The following is a 19462-nucleotide window of genomic DNA, read 5'->3' as shown; positions in this document are numbered from 1 at the left end:
AAAGCGGCCGGACGACGGACGGTCATTTCCGACAGAGACGGATTCTTCAGCAATTCATAACGGGTTCTTCACGATTCCGGCGATAGGGTTTGCTTGCCCGCCATCTGACAACCCCGCAGTGCGATGGACATCCCAGGGATGGGTCGGGCCTCCCTCCTTCATGGCGGGAAACGGATGCGGATTTCTTCCCAGTAGCACGGCCGAACCCATGCCCATCCCGAAATTCCTCAGCTCATTGTCCCGCGGTTGGCTATCTCTGCTGGCAATTCTCCCAGTAATTGCGCTGCTCAGCGGCTTCCTGCCCCTGGATTTCTCCCGGCCGACGCCGCTGGTGGGGGACGCCAAGCGCCAGGCGGAACTGCGCGAACACTGGCAGCAGGGCGACCTGATCATCCTGGTGCGTCACGCCGAGCGTTGCGATCGCTCCAGCGCGCCCTGCATGGGGAGCGTCGACGGCATCACCGTGCGCGGTGGCCAGAGCGCCCACGAGATCGGTCAGGACTTCGCCGCGCTCGGCCTGGCCAACGCGGACATCCTCAGCAGCGACCAGGTCCGCGCTGTGCAGACCGCTTCCTCGATGTTCGACCGCGCGCCGGTGGAGCAGCCCTGGCTGTACAAGTGCGAAGGCTCGATGCTCAGCCAGGCGCTGCAGCACAAGGTCGCGCACCGCAACCTGATCCTGGTGACCCACAGTGAGTGCATCGAGGACCTGGAGCATTCGGTGAGCGTGGATGATCCGGCGACGCCGGACTATGCCTCCACGCTGTTCGTGCTCAGCGAGGCAGACAAGACTCCGCGCCTGCTGGGTTACCTCGATGCCGACCAGTGGCCGCTGAACGTCAGCGGGCGCTGATCTGGCTGGGTGTCGCGCCCAGGCGGTAACGCTGCAATTCCTGCGGAGTCAGCACGCGCATGCGCTGCGGGTCGATGCTCTGCATGGTGTCAGCCAGTTCCAGCGGAATGTCCATGTCGCGGAAGTAGCTGCGGGCGTTGTAGCTGCCCGCCGCCTGGGACGAATCGCCAGCGGGGTAGTAGGGGCGGTGCAGGCCCACATAGCCGCGCACCGTGCGGTGCTTGCCGGCGGCCAGCAGGTAGACGCAGGAGCCCTGGCAGACGCTGTTGGTCGGCACCAGCGTCTCGAAGCCGGATTCGCGCAGCAGGCGGCCCATCTTGATCGACTCGGCGGCGCTGCCACCGATGCTGTCCAGCAGGGCCACCTTGCGCGCGAACTTGCCCGGGTTGGCCAGCAGCCCCTTGAACAGGCGCTCGTAGTCGCCCGGAGCGATGTCTTCGCTGATCCGCACCGCCAGCACCTCGCCGACCTTGGAATGCTGCACCGGCTTCACCTCGACCTTGGCGAAAGTCAGGCTGGAGCACAGCGCGGTGGCACAGAGCAGGGCGGCGCGAAGCATCGGGAGACGAATCCTGTCGAAGTTTTTGTAGGAAGGCGCAGAAGATACCTTGAAGCGCCTTCCCGCGCATCCTCCCGGCTCGTCACATACCGTTGGCGTAGGCCGGGTTCTGCAGGTCGATCCGCTCGCGGACCCCGCGCAGCGCGGCCGCATAATGGCAGAGCATGTGCAGCGCCCAGTCGGCGCGTTCGCGCAGGCGCTGGTCGTCCTCATCAGTAGGGTGACCGGCGTTGAACATGGCTTCGACGCGGCGCACCACCAGTTGCTCCGGCAGGTAGGCGATGCGGCTGTTCTTGTAGCTGGAGGCGCGCAGTTCGGCCAGTGGATAGGCACCGCCCAGGCCGGCGGAAACCCCCACCGGCAGAGCCGGCTTATGGCCCAGTTCACGCAGTCCGGCATAAAGGAAGAAGTTCTTCAGGGCCGGGCAGGCCATGCCGTGCCATTCCGGGGCGATAACCACCAGCGCGTCGGCCTCGCGCAGCAGCTCGCGGTACTGCGGCCAACTGTCCCGGGTGTCCGGCGCCGGCCATAACGGCAGGGGATCGGCGCCAAGGTCGATTACCTGCGCCCAGCCGCACAACGCCAGGCTTTCCAGGCGCCCGGCAAGGTAGCGGGCGACCTTTGCCGACTGGCTGTCCAACTGGCTGGAGCCGGCGATCAGTACGATATTCGGGTTCATCGTGCCACCTCCGCCGCCACGTCCTTGCCACTGGCCGGCGCACGAGTGCGCACCACCGGCCAGAACACCTCTTCCTGCCAGCTCACTGGCGCCAGGTCCTCGATGCCATAGGCCTGCGGGCGGCGCCGGGTGATCTTCGCCGTACCGAACAGCACGTCCCAGAAGAACAGCAGGTTGCCGAAGTTGCCCTTGTAGTAGGTCACGCCGTCATCGGCGTTCAGGCCATGGTGGGCGGAATGGGTGGCGGGGGTGGAGATGGTCCGCTCCAGCAGCCACATCAGCGGGCGCAGCGCGCGGATGCGGTACAGCTTGTCGTCCCAGGCGAGGTTGCTGTGGGCGCCGAAGATCACGCACATCTTCACGATCAGGTAGACGTAATAGACGTTCGCCAGCCCCATGTGGATCAGCGCGCCGGAGAACCACAGGCCCGGCATCAGCAGGTAATAGAAGCTGTTGTTGCGGTAAACGATGCGGATGCTCATGTACGGCGCGGAATGGTGGGCGCGGTGCAAGGCATAGAGGAATGGCACGCGGTGAGCCAGGCGATGCCACCAGTACTGGGTCATGTCGTCGAACAGCAGGAACAGCGCGAAACCGGCCAGCCAGGGGATGCCCGCCAGGGAGCCGGCGGCGGCGGGGAAGGCGAGGTCGAGCAGGGCGCCGCTGGCCCACATCACCAGCGGGAAGGTCACCGCCAGCAGCAGGCTGGAGCCGAATATCTCGATCAGCGCGTCGCGGCGCTGGCCGCGGGGTTGGCGAAAGGTGGCGCGGGCCATCTCCAGGGCAATGAATGCGAGGAAGATCCCCGCCACGATCACGGTCGGATTGTCGAGCAGCATTGTTGTTGTAGTCATGACACTCTCGGTTCGGGTCCAATGGGACAAGGCGTGCCCATCAGAACCCAGGACCGAGCGGCGACCCATGCGCGAAAAGGACAGAAACACCGGAGAACTGGCCAACCCTGCGGCGCAGCGCTACCACCGCGGCCCGCTCGGCCAGGTGCTGGAGCGTTACCTGAGCAGCCACCGCGCGCGTCGTCACAGTGACTACAGCCTGGTCGAGCTCGAACAGTTATGGCTGGAAGCGGCGAGCCTTGAACCCGCCATCGGGCTGCAGCTGTTCGGCCAGTTCACCCCGCAGGACTGGCACGTGATCGCCCACCTCGCGCAGTTCTGCGCCGATGTACGCCAGGCGGTGCTCTGCTGGGTGCGCTACGCCCCGTTGGCTGCGGACACCGATACCTTTCGCCTGCTGGAAGAGGGCGACACCGTCGCCGTCGAACTGATCATCGACGCCCCCGAGCCGCTGAGCCGTTATCTGCTGGAGCACTACAGCGTGATGGCCGTGACGCAATTGCGCCGTGCCACCGGCTGCTCCGTCATACCGGTGCGTGCCAGCTTCGTCCATGCCCGGCCCGAGTACCACGCGCAGTACCGGCAGTGGTTTGGTGAGCGAGTCGAGTTCGGCAGTGCCTGCAACCGGTTGTATTTCGACGCGCAGACGCTCGCCTTGCCGCTACAGGGGCGCCACGCCGGCCTGGTGGAGTTGCTCACGATGGAGCTTGATCGCCGGCTCGCCCGTATGCGCCAACTCAGCGGCTGGGCAGCCAGGGCCGCCGGGATCGTCCGGCGCATGCTCGAACATGGCGAGGTGCCGGCGCTGGAAAGCGTTGCAGACCAGTTGCACCAGAGCCCGCGGACCCTGCGCAGGCGGTTGGCGGAGCAGGGCATGGGCTTTCGCGAATTGCTCGACCAGGTGCGCAAGGAGCTGGAACAACACCTGGAACTGCAAGGTGAAAGCCGCACGCGCATTGCCGAACGCCTGGGCTACGGCGACCTGGCTGCCTACCTGAATGCACGCAAGCGCTGGATCGGCGAGGGCGGAGAAGGCTGAAGGCTCCGGCGGATGACCTGGTCCTGGTTAGCCGTCGTATTCAGTAATCCTGGCGAATGAAAAAGGCCGGCATCAGCCGGCCTCTTTGCTCAGGCACGAGCGCAGCAGGCGCCGCACCGACTTGTTGATATTGCGCTTGCTCGCTTCCTCGGGGGTGAACCAGCGGCAGTCGGCGATTTCGTTCAGCGGGGTGGGCTGCTGCGCCGGGTCGACTGGCGTCTCGAACACGTAGTGCAGCGTCTGGTACAGCTCCAGCGGCGCCACGTAGTTCATCTGCTCGATGGTCAGCCCGGTTTCCTCTATCAGCTCGCGCGTGGCGGCCTGGCCGGGGCGTTCGTCGGCCTCGATGCGGCCGCCGGGAAGATTCCATTTCGACTTGGATTTGCGCACGAAGAGAATCTTGTCGTCGAGGCGGCAGATGACCGTTGCTCGCTCTTTCAGATTTTTAGCCATACCGGCTGCTCCTCGACAATCTTCCAACAGTTTTCAGAGTAGACATTAATCAGAGATTCCCAACCAGATGAAGTGGTTACGGCATTTATGTCGACAAATGGTAAGGATTGGTCGCTGAAAAGGTATGTCAGGCTTTTCCGAAGAAAAGCTCGTCATATTCTCGACTCGTATTTCTCCTGAGTGGACCGGCGTCGAAGGTTGAAGTGCGAACTTTCACGACATGTCGCTCCTCTCGAATTCCTCGCCGAGGAAATCCAGCAAGGTTCGTACCGACGGCAGCAGTCCGCGCCGCGAAGGGAACACCGCATGGACCACACCGGTGCGTGGCGCCCAGTCGGGCAGCAGGTTCACCAGCTTGCCGTCGTTCAGGTCCTCGCACACCACCACGGCGGGTATATGCACCGCGCCGGCGCCTGCCAGCGCGGCCTGGCGCAGGGCGACCAGATCGTCCGTGACCATTCGCGGCCGGTAGCGCACCTGCGCACTGGCGCCGCCGGGGCCGTCCAGTTGCCAGTGGTATTCGCGCTGCACTACGCCCCAGTGCAGCGTCGGCAGGGCGGCGACATCGGCGGGCGTCGGCCTTGCCGGCAGGCGCTCGTGCAAAGCCGGGGCACCGACCACACGCTGCCGGCTTTCGCCCAGCACCTTCATCACCAGATCACTGCTTTCCAGCGGCGGAAAGCGCACCCGCAGAGCGATGTCGATGCCTTCCTGGATCAAGTCCACCTGGCGGTTGGTGCTCTGCACATGCAACTCCACCAGTGGGTACTGCACCATGAAGCGCGCCAGCATCGGCCCGACCCAGAAGTTCAGCAGCGCCGTGGGGCAGCTCAGGTTCACCACCCCGCGAGGTTCGGAGCGGTGCTGCTCGACGGCCTCGGTGGCGGCCGCCGCTTCCACCAGCATCGCCACGCAGTGCCGGTAGAAAACCTGTCCGATCTCGGTCACCGAGAAATGCCGCGTCGAGCGCTGGATCAGCCGCACGCCCAGGCGCTCTTCCAGCGCGGCGATGCGCCGGCTCAGCTTCGACTTGGGCTCGTCCAGGGCGCGGCCGGCCGGGGTGAAACCGCCGTGTTCCACCACCTGGGCGAAGTAATAGAGGTCGTTGAGATCATCCATTTCGGTGTTCCTCTCATGGAACACTGATAGTAGTTTTTGCCGACTACCGGGGCAATTGTTCCATCCGTATCGTCGCCTCCATGCACTACAGGAGGCACCTCATGAAACAGATTCTTGGCATCTACAGCACCGCCCGGCCGCACTGGGTCGGCGACGGCTTTCCGGTTCGTACGCTGTTTTCCTACGACAGCCTGGGTGAGCACCTCAGTCCCTTCCTGCTACTTGACCACGCCGGCCCCCATGCTTTCGGCCCCAGCACGGTGCGTCGCGGCGTCGGCCAGCATCCGCACCGCGGGTTCGAGACCGTGACCCTGGTCTACGAAGGCGAACTGGAACACCGCGACTCCAGCGGCGGTGGCGGTCGCATCGGCCCCGGCGACGTGCAGTGGATGACTGCCGGCGACGGCATCCTCCACGAGGAATACCACTCGCCGGACTTCACCCGCAGCGGCGGCAACCTGCACATGGCTCAGCTCTGGGTGAACCTGCCGGCCCGCCACAAGCGCACTGCACCGGCCTACCAGACCCTGCTGGCTGGCGATATCCCACGCATCGAACTGGCCGACGGCGCCGGCAGCCTGCGGGTTGTCGCCGGTGACTACGCCGGCCACTCCGGCCCGGCCCACACCTTCAGCCCGCTGGATGTCTGGGATCTGCGCCTGCAGCCCGGCCGTCCGCTGGAACTGGTCGTCAAGGCCGGGCGCAACACCGCCCTGGTGGTGCTGCGCGGAAACATTCGACTGGGCAGCGGTGAAACGCTGCGCGAAGGCCAACTGGCGCTGTTCGACCGGCGCGGCGACAGCCTGCAGCTGGAAGCCGAGAGCAGCGATGCCCTGGTGCTGCTGCTCAGCGGTGAGCCGCTGAACGAGCCCATCGTCGGCTACGGCCCTTTCGTGATGAACAGCGAAAGCGAAATCCAGCAGGCCATTACCGACGTCCAGAGCGGACGTTTCGGACAGATGACCCGTTGATGTCACACCCCGGACTCAGGCGTCGCCTAGTCTGGATGAACACCCGCGCAGGAGGCGCGGGCTTTATGGGCCGGATGCCCTTCATGGAGCCCTCGAAATGAGCAACTTCAACCAGATTGCCAACTTCAACGGCCAGCGCCCGGTGATCGATCCCGACGACACCGCCATGCTGCTCATCGACCACCAGAGCGGTCTGTTCCAGACGGTCAAGGACATGCCCATGACCGAGCTGCGCAACAACGCCATCACTCTCGCCAGGATCGCTACGCTGGCGAAGATCCCGGTAATCACCACCGCCTCGGTGCCGCAGGGCCCCAACGGGCCGCTGATTCCCGAGATCCACGAAGCCGCGCCTCATGCGCAGTACGTGGCGCGCAAGGGGGAAATCAACGCCTGGGACAACCCCGAATTCGTCGCCGCTGTGAAAGCCACCGGCAAGAACACCCTGGTCATCGCCGGCACGATCACCAGCGTGTGCATGGCCTTCCCGGCGATTGCCGCAGTCAACGCCGGCTACAAGGTGTTCGCCGTTATCGACGCCTCCGGCACCTATTCCAAGGCCGCGCAGGAAATCACCCTGGCGCGTGTGGTCCAGGCCGGTGTGGTGCCGATGGATACCGCCGCCGTTGCCTCGGAAATCCAGCGCACCTGGAATCGCCCCGATGCCGCGCAGTGGGCTGAGGCCTACAGCCTGATCTTCCCGCACTACCGCCTGCTGATCGAAAGCTACACCAAGGCCCAGCAGGTCGTGAGCGAACACGAAGTATTGGACTCCCAACGCTGATCCCACCCTTGCCCGGCTCCGGTCGGGCTTCCATTGCCAAGAGGAAATGCCATGAGCAAGCCCTACGTCCGTCTCGACAAGACCCAGGCCGCCGTTCTGCTGGTCGATCACCAGGCCGGTCTGCTCTCGCTGGTGCGCGACATCGAACCGGACAAGTTCAAGAACAACGTCCTGGCACTGGCCGACCTGGCCAAGTACTTCAAATTGCCGACGATTCTCACCACCAGCTTCGAGAGCGGCCCCAACGGCCCGCTGGTGCCGGAGCTGAAAGACCTGTTCCCCGACGCGCCCTACATCGCCCGGCCCGGCAATATCAACGCCTGGGACAACGAGGATTTCGTCAAGGCGGTGAAGGCCACCGGCAAGAAACAGCTGATCATCGCTGGTGTGGTCACCGAGGTCTGCGTGGCCTTCCCGGCGCTGTCGGCGCTGGAGGAGGGCTTCGACGTGTTCGTGGTGGCCGATGCCTCGGGCACCTTCAACGAAGTCACCCGTGACGCCGCCTGGCGCCGCATGGAAGCTGCCGGCGCGCAGATGATGACCTGGTTCGGCGTGGCCTGTGAGCTGCACCGCGACTGGCGCAACGACATCGAAGGCCTCGCCGCGCTGTTCTCCAACCACATTCCGGACTACCGCAACCTCATCACCAGCTACAGCACGCTGACCGCCAAGAAGTAAGACGAAGCCCGCCGGGCCGGCAATATGAAGCGGCCCGGCGGATCATGGTCGGCGGTGGTTCATGTGGCGCTGGTGCCGAGCCAGTTCGCGAGCAAGCTCGCTCCTACACCTCATGCGCTGTTCCACGGCATCTCCTGGTGGGATCGAATCCTGCCGCGACGAATGTCGCGGACGAGGTGCGCTCCTGCGAGCTACCTCCGCGCCTGGGGCGGCCCTCACCCTCACCCTTATGTCATGGGCTAGCGAAAGCTCGGGCCTCAGAGAATCGAGAAGTTGTAGCTGGCGATCAGGCGTACTTCGTCTACGTCGCGCGCCGATTGTTCGTAGTTGGTGCGGTAGGTGGCGTTGCGCAGGCGCAGGCTGAGGTCCTTGAAGGTTCCGCTTTGGATGACGTACTTGAACTCCACGTCGCGCTCCCATTCCTTGCCTTCGTCGCCATTGGCCAGGGCGATGTGGTCGCCGTTGACGTAGCGGGTCATGAAACTCAGGCCGGGCACGCCGACGCTTTTCAGGTCGAAGTCGTAGCGCAGTTGCCAGGAGCGCTCCTGGGCGTTGGCGAAGTCGTTCACCTGCACATAGTTGGCGAGGTAGGGGTTGCTGCCGTCGAGGTAGGGCATGGAGCTGTCGCCGTTCATGCGCTGCCAGCCGGCGCTGAGGGTGTGGCCGCCCTGGGCATAGGACAGCAGCAGGCTCAGCGCGCGGTTGTCGATTTCGCCGGCGCGGGCCGAGCCGTCGTCGTCGCTGTCGAACCAGCGCAGGTCGGCGGTGACCTTGCCGGCACCCACCGCCTGTTTGCCAACCACGCCGACGTAGCGCTGGCGGTAGACGTTCTCCAGCCCGCCCTGGGCGTATTGCAGCAGCAGTTGGTCACTGATCTGGTAGTCGGCCTGGTAGGAGTCGAAGCGGTTGCCGGTGGTGTCGCAGGCGTAGCGCTTGTTCTTGCAGTTCAGGCGTACGTCCTGGGCGTCGGTGGAGTCGCGCGCGGTGTAGCGTTCCAGCCGCGTGGCGGTGAGCTTGAGGTGGGCGATTTCTTCGCTGGTCAGCTGCGCGCCGTGGAACATGTTGGGCAGCAGGCGGCCGTCGTTGTACTTGAGCAGCGGCATGTCCGGCAGCATCGCACCGTACTTGAACTGGGTGTGGGAGACGCGCAGTTTGCCGGTGACGCCAGCCTTGGCGTACTGATCTGCGGAGTGGCGCGGGTCATGGCCGCTGGAGGGCAGCAGGCCGCTGTTGCTGTCGGCGGGGCTGGAGTCGAGCTTGAGGCCGAGCATGGCGAGGGCGTCGACGCCGAAGCCGACAGTGCCTTCGGTATAGCCCGACTGCACATTCAGGATGAAGCCCTGCGCGGTTTCCTCGCGCTTGGAGGCGCCCTGCGGGTTGGATGAGCTGCCATCGCGGAAATCGCGGTTGAAGTAGAAGGTGCGCGATTCCAGGCGCGCGCTGCTGTCCTCCAGGAAGTCGGCACTGGCCGGGGCGGCGATGCCGCCTAGCAGGGCAAGGGCGCTCAGGCGAGTGAGCGGGCTGGAGGAGAGGGGCGAGGGCATGCGGTGACTCCGGGGCGCTAAAAAAGCGCGCGAAGGTGTCACAGATGAGCGGGTGGGTCTTTGCGACCATGGTCTAGATCGCGGGTTGCGCGCCTCGACGAACCCGCAGGCGGTACCGTCCGGCAATCGGCTGAAACCTTCCGCGCGGCACCGCGTCAACCGCGATGCCATTGCCCGAACCACTGGAGGTGAGCATGAAAGGTCACGGTGAAATCAGACAACGCCCCTCGGTCGCGCCCGAGCGCTGGCCGTCGCAGTCAGGCCCCGGCGACCGGCGCGGGCTGCCCGGCTATCCCAAGCGCGAAGGCCCGCCTGGCGGGTCGCGCAAGGTAGACCCGGAGCTGGGCTTCGACCCGGATTCGCCGGACCTGGCCGATCCGCAGATCGACCCGCCGCATCCACCCCATGCACCGCAGGACGGCCCCGACCCGCAGAAGCAGCGGCGTGTGCCGGGCGACCGCTATCCGCCGTATTCGCGGCAGTAAGCCAGAGCAGACTGTTTTCCCTCAGGGAGAGAGGGGTGGGACCTCACCGCGCCGATGTGCCCGAAGACGGCTTCGTTTCATTGGGCACGGCACTTCCCTGTAGGAGCGAGCTCGCTCGCGAACCGGGCTTCCACGACGTGGTTGCTTCGCGAGCAAGCGGGCTCCTACGAAAAGCGCGGGTCCGCTTGTCAGCAGCTCTGCGGCATTTCTCCCCGCGCCAGTCGTGCATTGATATCGGCGATCACCGCCGGCAGTTCGGCAATGGTGTCGATCAGGTAGTGCGGACGCGAGCCTTCGAACATCTGGCCGATGCGTTGGCGTTCCTGTTCCAGCTTCTGTGCCGGCAACGCCTTGTACTGCTCATAGGTCAGGCCCAGGGCGTTGCCCGAGCAGGTCAGCGCCACGGTCCACATGCCGGCGCTGCGGCCCTCGAGGATGCCCGGCCAGGTATCGTCGACCTTCACGCAGGCCGCGACGTCGCTGATGCCCAGGGCGATGACGTTGGCCAGCGCCTGTGCCGGGTGCGGACGACCATTGGGCACTTCATCGGTGGCGACGACATGGTCGGCGATGTAGCCGTTGGTCTTCGCCAGGGCGACGACCTTTTCCATGACCACCGCCGGGTAGCCGGAGCAGGAACCGATCTTGAGTCCCTGTTTGCGCAGCGTGGCAATCGCGTCCAGCGCGCCGGGGATCAGCGCCGAGTGCTCGGCGATCTTCTCGATCTGCAGCGGCATGAAGCGTTCGTAGATGGCGGTGACGTCGTCGTCGGTAGGCAGATGACCGAACGCCGCGCGGTAGCGCTCGCCGATGGCGGGGATGTCGCACAGGGTGCGGATGTGGTCCCACTTGCCCATGCCCATCGGGCCGCGGGCTTCTTCCAGGCTGACCTGCACGCCGAATTCGGCGAAGGCTTCGACGAAGATCTGGGTCGGCGCGAAGGAGCCGAAATCGACCACGGTGCCGGCCCAGTCGAGGATGGCGGCCTGCAGTTGCTGGGGTTGCTGGTAATGCATGGTGGTGCTCCTGTGAGGGGATTCTGGGTGAAATGCAGGGTGAGCGCGGCCCGCCCGCTTTCGTGGCGGGCTCGCGGTTTCAGGGGTTGTTCGGCGTGACGATCAGACTGTGGAGTCGAACAGCTCGGCGATGATCGGCCGCTTGCGGCGGATGCCCAGGCAGCACAGGTAGTAGTCGATGTGGAACGGGTCCTCGGCGAAGGCGATGGAGCGCGTGCCGGGCCGGTCGGCGTACTCCACCGCGGAGACGAAGCCGACCCCGATGCCGTGCACCACCGCATGGACGATGGCCTCGCGGCTGTTCAGCTGCATGGCGCAGTCCAGTTCCACACCGTGCTGCCGGCAGCCTTCCTCCACCTGCTGGCGGGTGCGCGAGGCCGGCTCGCGCAGCACCACACGCTCCTTCGCGATCTCCTGCACGCTGACCGATGCCTGCTGCGCCCACGGATGGTCGTCGCGCACCACCGCGAGGATCGGGCAGGTGCGGTACAGCTGCGTGCTCAGGCGCTGGTCGAACTCCGAGAGGGCGAGGATCGCCACGTCGATGTCGAAGTTGTACAGCCGCTCCAGGGTGCCAGCCTCGCTGGTGAAGGAAGTTTCCAGCTCGATGTCGGGGTAGCGCTGCATCAGCGAGTAGGTCAGGCTCATGGCGATCGGCGGCGACACTGCGCCGAGGCGCAACATGCCCTGCTTGCGCTGCTGGAAGCTCTGCAGCAGTTGCAAGGCTTCGTCCTCCTGGCCGAACAGGCCCTGGGTGATCGCGTAGAGCTGCTCCCCAGCCGGGCTCAGCTCGATGAAGCGCCCCCTCCGGTGGAACAGCTCCACCGAGAAGCGCTTCTCCAGGCCGCTGACCTGCTCGCTGATGGTCGGCTGGCCGACGCTCAGCAGCGTCGCCGCCTGGGTGAAGCTGCCGGTGCGGGCCACGGCATGAAAGGAGCGCAACCACTTGTGGTACTGGTACATGAGTTCTCTTTATCAGCAGGAAGTCTTTCAGGAGGGCTTGCCGCATGGCCGTGCCCTCAGCGCCGGACGAACAGGGCGACCACCGCGCTGCATACGCAGGCCGTGGTGACCACGATGAAGATCAGTGAAGTATTGCCCGTCGTGTCCAGCATGCGACCGATCAGGGGTTCGGCCAGACCCGCGAAGAGATAGGACGAGAAATTCATGATCCCCGTTGCGGTGCCAGCGCGGCGCGCGCCGACCAGGTCCGGGCAGAGCGCCCAGAAGCTCGACGCCGGGCCGTAGACGAAGAAGCCGCAGAGGAACAGCGCGAGCAGGCCGATGCCGCTGTGCGCTGGCAGGCTCCACATCCATAGGCTGGTGAGTGCGCCGAGCACCATGTAGAGCACGATGGCGCGGTAGCGCTTGCTGCCGAACAGGCGGTCGGACACCCAGCCGTTGCTCAGCGCGCCCACGGCCATGCCGACCGGCAGGGCGATGGTGATCCACTTCGGGTCGATGAAGCTCTGGCCCTTCTGCCAGTCGGCGCCGAGGAAGTGCACCGGCACCCAGACGATCAGCCCGTAGCGCGCGGCGTTCTGGAAGCCCAGCGAAAGCGCCGCCACCAGCAGTCGCGGGTTCTTCAGCACGGCGAGGTAGCGCTGGGTCGAGGTTTCCTCTTCACCTTGGGCCGCTTCGCTGGAGCGGTCCTCGGCGTTCGCCACGCCGGTGTCGGCCAGTGGCTCGAAGCCCATGTCCTGCGGGCGTTCGCGGGCCACGAGGTAGAACACGATGCCGCCGGCGAGCATCAGCAATACCGGCAGGCGGAAGATCCAGCGCCATTCCAGGTGCAGGACGTCGATCACCACCACCGAGGTGACGTACGACAGCACCGAAGCGCAGCCGGCAGCGAACACATAGAAGCCGTAGACCTTGCCGCGCTCGGCGGCGCTCCACCAGTTCGACAGCAGGCGGCTGCCCGGCGCCCAGCCCAGGGCCTGGAAGTAGCCGTTGATGCCCCACGGCAGGATCAGGCTGCCGAAGCCGCCGGCGAAACTGGTGACCCAGTTGGCGCCACAGGACAGCACCGCGCCCAGGCTCATGATGCGCCGGCCGCCGAACTTGTCGGCGAGGTTGCCGTTGATGGCCTGGCCGATAGCGTACATCCAGAGCATCGCGCTGGACGCCCAGCCGAGGGTTTCCTTGCTCAGGCCGAACTCGGCCTGGATACCGGGGATGGCGAAGCCGAAGGTCTGGCGGCCGGTATAGAAGAACAGGTAGCAGAACATCGCGGCGAGCAGCATGCGCCACTGCGCCACGCGGAAGGGCGACACGGATGACTCAAGGCCAGGCAGGGTTTGTGCACGGTTCATGGCGGTTTTCCTTCTTGTTCGCTCGCGCCGGCGCAAGGCTCGGCGTGTCGGCACTCTTCTTCGGTGCAATAGGTTTTCGGTGCAACAGGAAAAGGCGGCAGCCAGGGCCGCCCGGTAAAGGACGACCTCAGGCGGCTTGCGAGCCGATGAAGTTGCGGCCGCGTGCGCCCTGCATGGCGAAATCGATCATCGCTTCGGCCTCGGCGGTCGTGACGCCATAGTCGCCGAACTCGGTCTTGACCCCGAGGCGATGGAGGAATTCACGCAGGCGCTGCTGGGCGCCGTTGAGGTCGCTGCCGAAGACGCGTTGCAGCACGCGGTCGCGGTCGGCGTCGCGGCCCCAGGCCAGGCCCAGCACCAGTGGCAGGGTAAAGGAGCAGGCGATGCCATGGGGTAGGCCGTGGCGCAGGGTCATCTCGTAGGAGATGGAGTGGGCCAGGGCGGTCTTGGTGTTGGAGAAGGCCATGCCGGCCTTCAGCGCGGCCAGCGCCATGCGCGAGCGCAGTTCGCGGCTGGAAAGGTCCTGCTGCAGGCGCGGCAGGCAGTCGAGGATGTCTTCGATGGCGGAGACGGCAAAGGTGTCGGAGATTGGGTTGGCGTTGTGGTTCCAGATCGATTCCAGCGCGTGGGACAGCGCGTCCAGCCCGGTGGATACGGTCACCCCGGCGGGCACGCTGAGCATCAGGTCCGGGTCGATCAGTGCCATTTTCGGCCAGGTGCAGTCCAGGTGCAGGGAGTATTTCTTCTGTTGCTGCGCGTCCCAGATGGTGGCCCAGGGCGTCACTTCGCTGCCGGTGCCGGCGGTAGTCGGCGCGGCGACCAGCCTCTTGTGCCGGGCCGGGACGAAGGGCTTGCCGGCGGCCAGCAGGTCGAGCAGTTCGTCGAAACGGCCGGACGCGGTGCCGACGATCAGCGCCTTGGCGGTGTCGATGGCGCTGCCGCCGCCGAGGGCGAAGACGGTATTGCAATCGGCTGCTTCACGCCAGAAACGCTCATGCACATCGCGCAGCCAGGCCACGTCGGGGTTTGGTTGCACGTCGTCGATGACGTAGGCCAGGCGTTCGCCCAGCAGGTGGCGGACGCGCTCGATCAAGCCCAGTTGTGCAGCTTCGGGGAAAGTCACCAGGGCGACCTTGCCGTCGCACAGCTCGGCGATGCGGTCCAGGCTGCCGCCGCCGAAAACGGTGGCGACCGGATTATGGAATCGGGCAGGCATGGGCAGTTCCTTGTTGTTGTTTGAACGTGCGGCCATGCTCGGGGCCTCGTCGGTTTCGTTCCAATCGATTGATCGCAGGTGGGCATCGGCCAGACCGATAACGGCGGGTGCGGGCATCTTGCAGTAACTCCGGGCGTGAGCCTGCCCGGCGCGCGCCCGGAAGGCGCACGTGGCGGGAGGTTGTGGCGGAAGTGAGAAGGGGCTGGGGAAGGGCGCGCTCAGTGCCGCCCGTTACCCTGGATGGCGTGGCGCAGGCGGTTGGAGAGTAGGTCGGCGAGCACCACCATGACCGTGATGACGACGATGCAGGTGGCGGTCTCCTGGTACTTGAACAGCTTCAGGCTGCTCACCAGCTCGAAACCCAGGCCGCCGGCGCCGACCATGCCGAGCACGGTAGCCGAGCGCAGGTTGACCTCGAAGCGGTAGAGCACCACGGCGATCCAGGCGGTGATCACTTGCGGCAGCACACCGAACACGATGACCTGCAAGGGCCGCGCACCGGTGGCCTGCAGCGCCTCGATGGGGCCCTGGTCGATCTCCTCGATGCTCTCGGCGAAGAACTTGCCGAGCATGCCCACGCCGTGCAGCGCCAGGGCCAGTACACCGGGGAAGGGACCCAGGCCCACGGCGGAGACGAATACCAGGGCGAGGATCAGCTCATTGATGCTGCGGATGACGTTGAGCAGTTGTCGCGTAGCCAGGTAGAGCCAGCGGTTGCCGTGCAGGTTGCGGGCGGCGAGGAAGCCCAGCGGCACGGCGAGCACGATGCCCAGCAGCGTGCCCCAGAGGGCAATCTGCAAGGTTTCCAGCGCCGGCCCCCAGAGGCTCGGCAGGATGCTCAGGTCCGGCGGCAGCGAGCGGCTGAGGAAGTCGCCGATCTGCGGCAGGCCGCTGGCCAGTTCGCTCCAGCTCAACTGGGCGCCCTCGGCGCTCCAGTGCAGCAGGTAGAGCACTGCCAGCACGGCGGCGCCGGTGGTCAGCCAGCCGCGTTTGGTGTGGGGCGTGTCGACCATCCAGTGGTGGCTGCGCAGGTTCATGCTCCGGCTCCTGTTTCGCTGGCGTAGACCGCGCGGGCGGCCGCCTGGTAAGCGGTCGCCTCGCTGCTTGGGCGTTGCTGGTAGATGCGCCGCAGGGCCGAGTCATCCAGCTGCTCGCGGGTGCCGTAGAACACCAGGCGGCCGTTGGCCAGGCCGACGATGCGGTCGCCGAATTCCCGCGCCAGGTCCACCTGGTGCAGGTTGCACACCACGGTGATGCCCAGGGTGCGGCTGGCTTCGCGCAGGTAGTGCATGACCAGCTGCGCGGTTTTCGGGTCGAGGCTGGCGACCGGCTCGTCGGCGAGGATCACCTGCGGCCGCTGGGCCAGCGCGCGGGCGATGCCCACGCGCTGCATCTGCCCGCCGGAGAGTGAATCAGTGCGTGCCTCGGCCTTGTGCTCCAGCTCCACCCGACGCAGGCATTCGCGGGCCAGGGCGACATCGTCGCGGCTGAACAATTGCAGCACCGAGGCGAGAGCGCCGACGCTCCCCAGTCGCCCGGTGAGGACGTTCTTCAGCACCGACAGGCGCGGCACCACGTTGTGGTGCTGGAAGATCATCGCCACCCGCCGACGCAGTTCGCGGGTGTCGCGAGCCTGCATGGCGTCGACGCCGGCCACCTGCAACTCGCCGCCGTCGGCCTGCGCCAGGCGGTTCATGCAGCGCAGCAGGGTGGATTTGCCGGCGCCGGACTGACCGAGGATCACCACGAACTCGCCGGCCTCAATGCGCAGGTCGATCCCGCGCAGTACCGGGTTGTCGCCGTAGCCCTTGGTCAGTTGGGCGACGCGGATCATTTCAGGCTCCGCAGGTCGAGGTCGAGCACCTGGGCGGTGTCGCGCACGACGTTGTAGGCGGCATCATTGGTCGGCTGGAAGCCATTGAGCATGCCCTGGTCGCCCCATGGCACGTCCTTGATCGAGGCGAACGCGGCAACCAGTTTCTTCTGCAGCTGCGGGTCGAGATTCTTGCGCCAGACCATGGGCGATTCGGGGATGTCGTCGGATTTCCACACGACCTGGAAGTCGTCCTGCTGCACCTGGCCCGAACTGACGGCACCGGCGAGGATGCGGTCGGCCACGGCGGCGGCATCCACCTTGCGGTTCTCCACGGCGAGGATGCTGGCGTCGTGGGAGCCGGAGAAGATCACCCGCGAGAACAGCGCCTTCGGGTCATGCCCGGACTGCTCCAGGCCCGCCTTGGGGAACAGATGGCCGGAGGCCGAGCTGGGGTCGACGAAGGCGAAGGTGTGGCCCTTGAGGTCGTCCAGGCTGCGGATGCCGCTGTCCTTCCGGGCGATGATCAGGCTGTGGTAGGCACTTGTACCGGTCTTCTTGGTCACCGCCACGGCGAAGGCGTCGACGCCGGCCACCTTGTTCGCCAGCACATAGGAGAACGGGCCGAGGTAGGCGACATCCAGCTTGCCGGCGCGCAGGGCTTCGATCACGCCGTTGTAGTCGGTGGCCACGAAAGGCTTCACCGGCATGCCAAGGCGCTCCTGCAACTGGTCGAGCACCCGTTGGCTGCTCTTGATCATGGCCTGGGAATCCTCGGAGGGGATCAGGCCGACGGTGAGGGCGTCCTGCGCCTGGGCGGCGGGCAGCAGGGCGGCGGCGAAGGCGAGCGGCAGCACGGCGAAACGGAACAGTCTGGTCAGCGAAGTCATGGCGTTACCCGGAGGTTATGTTCGGTAGCGCCAACGCTAGGGCTGTCATGTGACAGTCACGCCATCAAATCAATATTGGTTTGCACGCAAATCCATTGATAGGAGCTATGGATGTCCACTGCCCGCCTGCGCACCTTCCTCGCCGTGGCTCGCCACGCCAGCTTCAGTGCCGGCGCTCGGGCCATCGGTCTCAGCCAGCCGACGGCGACCACGCAGATCCAGGGCCTGGAGCGTGAGTTCAACGTCGAGCTGTTCCACCGCCGTGGCCGTCGCATCGAGCTGACCGCCGTGGGCCGCGCCTTGCTGCCCATTGCCCAGCAGATGTCGATGCTCGAATCCGAGGCGACCAACCTGCTGCGCGACTCCGGCCAGCTCAACCGGGGGCAACTGAAGGTCGGCGCAGTAGGGCCGTTTCATGTGATCGAGATGGTCGACCTGTATCGCCGCGACTACCCGCAGATCGATGTATCGATCCGCATCGGCAACTCCGCCTCGGTGCTCGCCGACCTGGAGAACTACGTCACCGATGTCGGCGTGCTGGCCGGGCTGCATGACGATCCGGCCTTTGTCGCGCAGCTGTATGCGCGGCACCCGGTGATCCTCTTCGCCCATGTCGACCATCCGTTCGCGCGCCACGACGAAGTCCGCCTGCAAGCCTTGCAGGGCCAGCCTCTGCTGCGTCGCGAGCAGGGCTCGACCACGCGCGTGGCGCTGGAGCAGGAGCTGGACAAGGCCGACGTCACGCCGCGTATCGCCATGGAGATCGGCAGTCGCGAAGCCCTGCGCGAGGCGGCGATCCGCGGCATCGGCATCGGCGTGGTATCCGAGGCGGAGTACATCGCCGACCCGCGCCTGAAGGTCATCCGCATCAGCGGCGACCCGGTGTGCACCGAGACCTACCTGTACTTCCTTGCCGAGCGCCGCAGCAGCCAGGTGATCGCGTCCTTCCTGCGCACACTCGCGCGATAGCACAGCTGCCGGCGCGGGCGTAAGGCTTGTCCTGCGGGGCGGGGCGCGGGTTATCCTGCGGCCCCCGTCGTTGTCACGAGGCTGTCATGTCGTCCGCTTCCGCGCCTGCCCTGCTGCGGGCCGACCGAGATTCGCGCAACTCCGCCCAGGTGCTCGGCCTGTGCCTGCCCGCCGACGTGCTGCTCTACCTGCTGCTGCCGATGTACGCGGCGGATTTTGGCGTGACCCTGGTGGAAGCGGGCATCCTGCTGGCGGCGAATCGACTGGTGCGCATCGTCGGCTATGGCTGGGTGGTGCGTTTCTACGCCCGCCATGGCGATCGAGCTGCCTGCAGCCTTGCCGCGCTGGCGACGGCGGCCTGCGCGCTGGCCTCGGCGACCCTCTCCGGGTTTGCCGTGCTGTTGGTGTTTCGCCTGGTCTGGGGCCTGTGCTTCGCCACGTTCAACCTGAGCACCCAGACCCTCGCTACCGCCGAAGCCCAAGGCGCCGCGCGGCGCGCCGGGCGTTCGCGGGCGACCCTGTCCATCGGGCCGATGCTGGCGCTGCCGCTGGGGGCTGTAATGGCGCAGTCCTTCGGGCCGCGCAGCGTGTTTTTCGTGCTCTGCGTGGCAGCCCTGTGCGGCCTCTGGCGCGCCCGCGCGCTGCCCGCCAAAGGACATGAAATCCCCATCAGCAGCGGCCGCCGCCTGCGCCTGCCGGACAGCATTGCCACCTGGTCCTTCATCGAAGGCGTGACCCTGGACGGCCTGTTCGTCTTTGGCCTGTCGCTCTACGCGCAGAACCACCTGGGTGCTACCGGCGTGCTGGTGGCGGGCATCCTGATGGCGGTGCGCTACCTCAGCGAGATGCTTTTCAGTCCGTTTGGCGGGCGCCTGGCGGATCGCTTCGGCGCGTTGCGCATGCTGGTGGTGCTGTCCCTGGCTACCTCGCTGGCGTTGCTGATGTTCGGCAGCTACTGGCTGTTCATCGGAGCCTTCTTCGTGCTGGTGCTGCGCGCGCTGCAACTGCCGCTGGTGGTGACGCTGGTGGCGCAACGCAACCCGCAGGCGCGCATCCAGGCGCTGGCCGGCAATGCGGTGTGGCGCGATATCGGCGCCGGGCTGGGGCCGATCCTCGCCGGCGTGCTGCTGCCGCAGGTGCCGGCGCTCTGGGCGTACGCCGGCGCGGCACTGATTCTGGCGCTCAGCGCCCTGGGTTGTGCCTGGCGCCGATGAGCCGGTAGATG

Annotated in this window: 21 protein-coding genes; 8 read left to right on the top strand and 13 right to left on the bottom strand. The window is 66.1% G+C overall.

The features are described from left to right. Window positions 1-208: 208 nt before the first annotated feature. Window positions 209-853, top strand: coding sequence for a histidine phosphatase family protein (locus tag ACNFH5_RS17815; protein ID WP_416748167.1), 645 nt, complete (start codon window positions 209-211; stop codon window positions 851-853). On the opposite strand, the gene ACNFH5_RS17810 is transcribed toward ACNFH5_RS17815, so the two are convergent. From ACNFH5_RS17810 to ACNFH5_RS17800, 3 genes are all read right to left on the bottom strand, one after another. Further along, complete coding sequence (locus ACNFH5_RS17810; protein ID WP_017518597.1) at window positions 840-1412, bottom strand: hypothetical protein; 573 nt, start codon at window positions 1410-1412, stop codon at window positions 840-842. The two genes, ACNFH5_RS17815 and ACNFH5_RS17810, sit on opposite strands and share 14 nt — an antisense overlap. Before the next feature lie 82 nt (window positions 1413-1494). Beyond that, on the bottom strand, window positions 1495-2091 hold the full coding sequence (locus tag ACNFH5_RS17805; RefSeq protein WP_416748165.1) for an NADPH-dependent FMN reductase: 597 nt from the start codon (window positions 2089-2091) through the stop codon (window positions 1495-1497). Then, the gene (locus ACNFH5_RS17800; protein WP_416748163.1) at window positions 2088-2945 is read right to left on the bottom strand and encodes a sterol desaturase family protein; all 858 of its coding nucleotides are present in this window, start codon (window positions 2943-2945) and stop codon (window positions 2088-2090) included. The genes ACNFH5_RS17805 and ACNFH5_RS17800 overlap by 4 nt, the downstream gene beginning before the upstream one ends. Window positions 2946-3012: 67 nt before the next feature. Between ACNFH5_RS17800 and ACNFH5_RS17795 the strand changes: the two genes are divergently transcribed. Further along, window positions 3013-3984 (top strand): AraC family transcriptional regulator ligand-binding domain-containing protein, encoded by a 972-nt coding sequence (locus tag ACNFH5_RS17795; protein ID WP_416748161.1) that lies wholly within the window; start codon window positions 3013-3015, stop codon window positions 3982-3984. A 72-nt stretch (window positions 3985-4056) separates the two neighbouring features. On the opposite strand, the gene ACNFH5_RS17790 is transcribed toward ACNFH5_RS17795, so the two are convergent. Both ACNFH5_RS17790 and ACNFH5_RS17785 read right to left on the bottom strand, forming a co-directional pair. Then, window positions 4057-4437 (bottom strand): NUDIX hydrolase, encoded by a 381-nt coding sequence (locus ACNFH5_RS17790; RefSeq protein ID WP_416748159.1) that lies wholly within the window; start codon window positions 4435-4437, stop codon window positions 4057-4059. A gap of 213 nt (window positions 4438-4650) precedes the next feature. Further along, window positions 4651-5556: a LysR family transcriptional regulator gene (locus tag ACNFH5_RS17785; protein WP_416748157.1), complete on the bottom strand. Its 906-nt coding sequence runs from the start codon at window positions 5554-5556 to the stop codon at window positions 4651-4653. Between the two features lie 101 nt (window positions 5557-5657). Here ACNFH5_RS17785 and ACNFH5_RS17780 point away from each other — a divergent pair, with 101 nt between their 5' ends. The 3 genes from ACNFH5_RS17780 (at window position 5658) to ycaC (ending at window position 7989) form a co-directional block, all read left to right on the top strand. Next, complete coding sequence (locus ACNFH5_RS17780; RefSeq protein ID WP_416748155.1) at window positions 5658-6527, top strand: pirin family protein; 870 nt, start codon at window positions 5658-5660, stop codon at window positions 6525-6527. A 97-nt stretch (window positions 6528-6624) separates the two neighbouring features. After that, on the top strand, window positions 6625-7311 hold the full coding sequence (locus ACNFH5_RS17775) for a hydrolase (protein ID WP_416748154.1): 687 nt from the start codon (window positions 6625-6627) through the stop codon (window positions 7309-7311). 51 nt (window positions 7312-7362) lie between these two features. After that, the gene (gene ycaC, locus ACNFH5_RS17770; RefSeq protein ID WP_413352915.1) at window positions 7363-7989 is read left to right on the top strand and encodes an isochorismate family cysteine hydrolase YcaC; all 627 of its coding nucleotides are present in this window, start codon (window positions 7363-7365) and stop codon (window positions 7987-7989) included. A gap of 257 nt (window positions 7990-8246) precedes the next feature. Here ycaC and ACNFH5_RS17765 read toward each other — a convergent pair whose 3' ends face one another. Next, window positions 8247-9533 (bottom strand): OprD family porin, encoded by a 1287-nt coding sequence (locus ACNFH5_RS17765; protein WP_416748151.1) that lies wholly within the window; start codon window positions 9531-9533, stop codon window positions 8247-8249. A gap of 194 nt (window positions 9534-9727) precedes the next feature. Here ACNFH5_RS17765 and ACNFH5_RS17760 point away from each other — a divergent pair, with 194 nt between their 5' ends. Continuing rightward, complete coding sequence (locus tag ACNFH5_RS17760) at window positions 9728-10018, top strand: DUF6021 family protein (RefSeq protein ID WP_416748149.1); 291 nt, start codon at window positions 9728-9730, stop codon at window positions 10016-10018. 188 nt (window positions 10019-10206) lie between these two features. Here ACNFH5_RS17760 and phnX read toward each other — a convergent pair whose 3' ends face one another. From phnX to phnD, 7 genes are all read right to left on the bottom strand, one after another. Then, window positions 10207-11034 carry a phosphonoacetaldehyde hydrolase gene (gene phnX, locus ACNFH5_RS17755; RefSeq protein ID WP_416748147.1) on the bottom strand — a complete coding sequence of 276 codons (828 nt, stop codon included), beginning with the start codon at window positions 11032-11034 and terminating at the stop codon, window positions 10207-10209. A 102-nt stretch (window positions 11035-11136) separates the two neighbouring features. Next, window positions 11137-11997 (bottom strand): LysR substrate-binding domain-containing protein, encoded by an 861-nt coding sequence (locus ACNFH5_RS17750; protein WP_416748145.1) that lies wholly within the window; start codon window positions 11995-11997, stop codon window positions 11137-11139. Window positions 11998-12053: 56 nt separating this feature from the next. Next, window positions 12054-13349 carry an MFS transporter gene (locus tag ACNFH5_RS17745; protein ID WP_416748143.1) on the bottom strand — a complete coding sequence of 432 codons (1296 nt, stop codon included), beginning with the start codon at window positions 13347-13349 and terminating at the stop codon, window positions 12054-12056. 127 nt (window positions 13350-13476) lie between these two features. Further along, window positions 13477-14565 carry an iron-containing alcohol dehydrogenase PsrA gene (psrA, locus tag ACNFH5_RS17740; RefSeq protein ID WP_416748141.1) on the bottom strand — a complete coding sequence of 363 codons (1089 nt, stop codon included), beginning with the start codon at window positions 14563-14565 and terminating at the stop codon, window positions 13477-13479. 218 nt (window positions 14566-14783) lie between these two features. Beyond that, complete coding sequence (gene phnE / locus ACNFH5_RS17735; RefSeq protein ID WP_416748139.1) at window positions 14784-15602, bottom strand: phosphonate ABC transporter, permease protein PhnE; 819 nt, start codon at window positions 15600-15602, stop codon at window positions 14784-14786. After that, window positions 15599-16399: a phosphonate ABC transporter ATP-binding protein gene (gene phnC, locus ACNFH5_RS17730; RefSeq protein WP_416748137.1), complete on the bottom strand. Its 801-nt coding sequence runs from the start codon at window positions 16397-16399 to the stop codon at window positions 15599-15601. The genes phnE and phnC overlap by 4 nt, the downstream gene beginning before the upstream one ends. Continuing rightward, window positions 16396-17268, bottom strand: coding sequence for a phosphonate ABC transporter substrate-binding protein (gene phnD / locus ACNFH5_RS17725; protein WP_416748135.1), 873 nt, complete (start codon window positions 17266-17268; stop codon window positions 16396-16398). The genes phnC and phnD overlap by 4 nt, the downstream gene beginning before the upstream one ends. Before the next feature lie 111 nt (window positions 17269-17379). Here phnD and ACNFH5_RS17720 point away from each other — a divergent pair, with 111 nt between their 5' ends. Together ACNFH5_RS17720 and ACNFH5_RS17715 are read left to right on the top strand one after the other, a co-directional pair. Next, window positions 17380-18237, top strand: a complete 858-nt coding sequence (locus ACNFH5_RS17720) for a LysR substrate-binding domain-containing protein (protein WP_416748133.1) — start codon at window positions 17380-17382, stop codon at window positions 18235-18237. Between the two features lie 86 nt (window positions 18238-18323). Further along, complete coding sequence (locus tag ACNFH5_RS17715; RefSeq protein ID WP_416748131.1) at window positions 18324-19451, top strand: MFS transporter; 1128 nt, start codon at window positions 18324-18326, stop codon at window positions 19449-19451. The last annotated feature ends 11 nt before the right edge of the window (window positions 19452-19462 follow it).

The sequence above is a fragment of the Pseudomonas sp. NY15435 genome, from assembly GCF_048068295.1.
Classification (GTDB): Bacteria; Pseudomonadota; Gammaproteobacteria; order Pseudomonadales; family Pseudomonadaceae; genus Pseudomonas.
The sequence above is the reverse complement of the archived record's forward strand: the minus strand, read 5'-3'. Positions and strand labels throughout refer to the sequence as shown.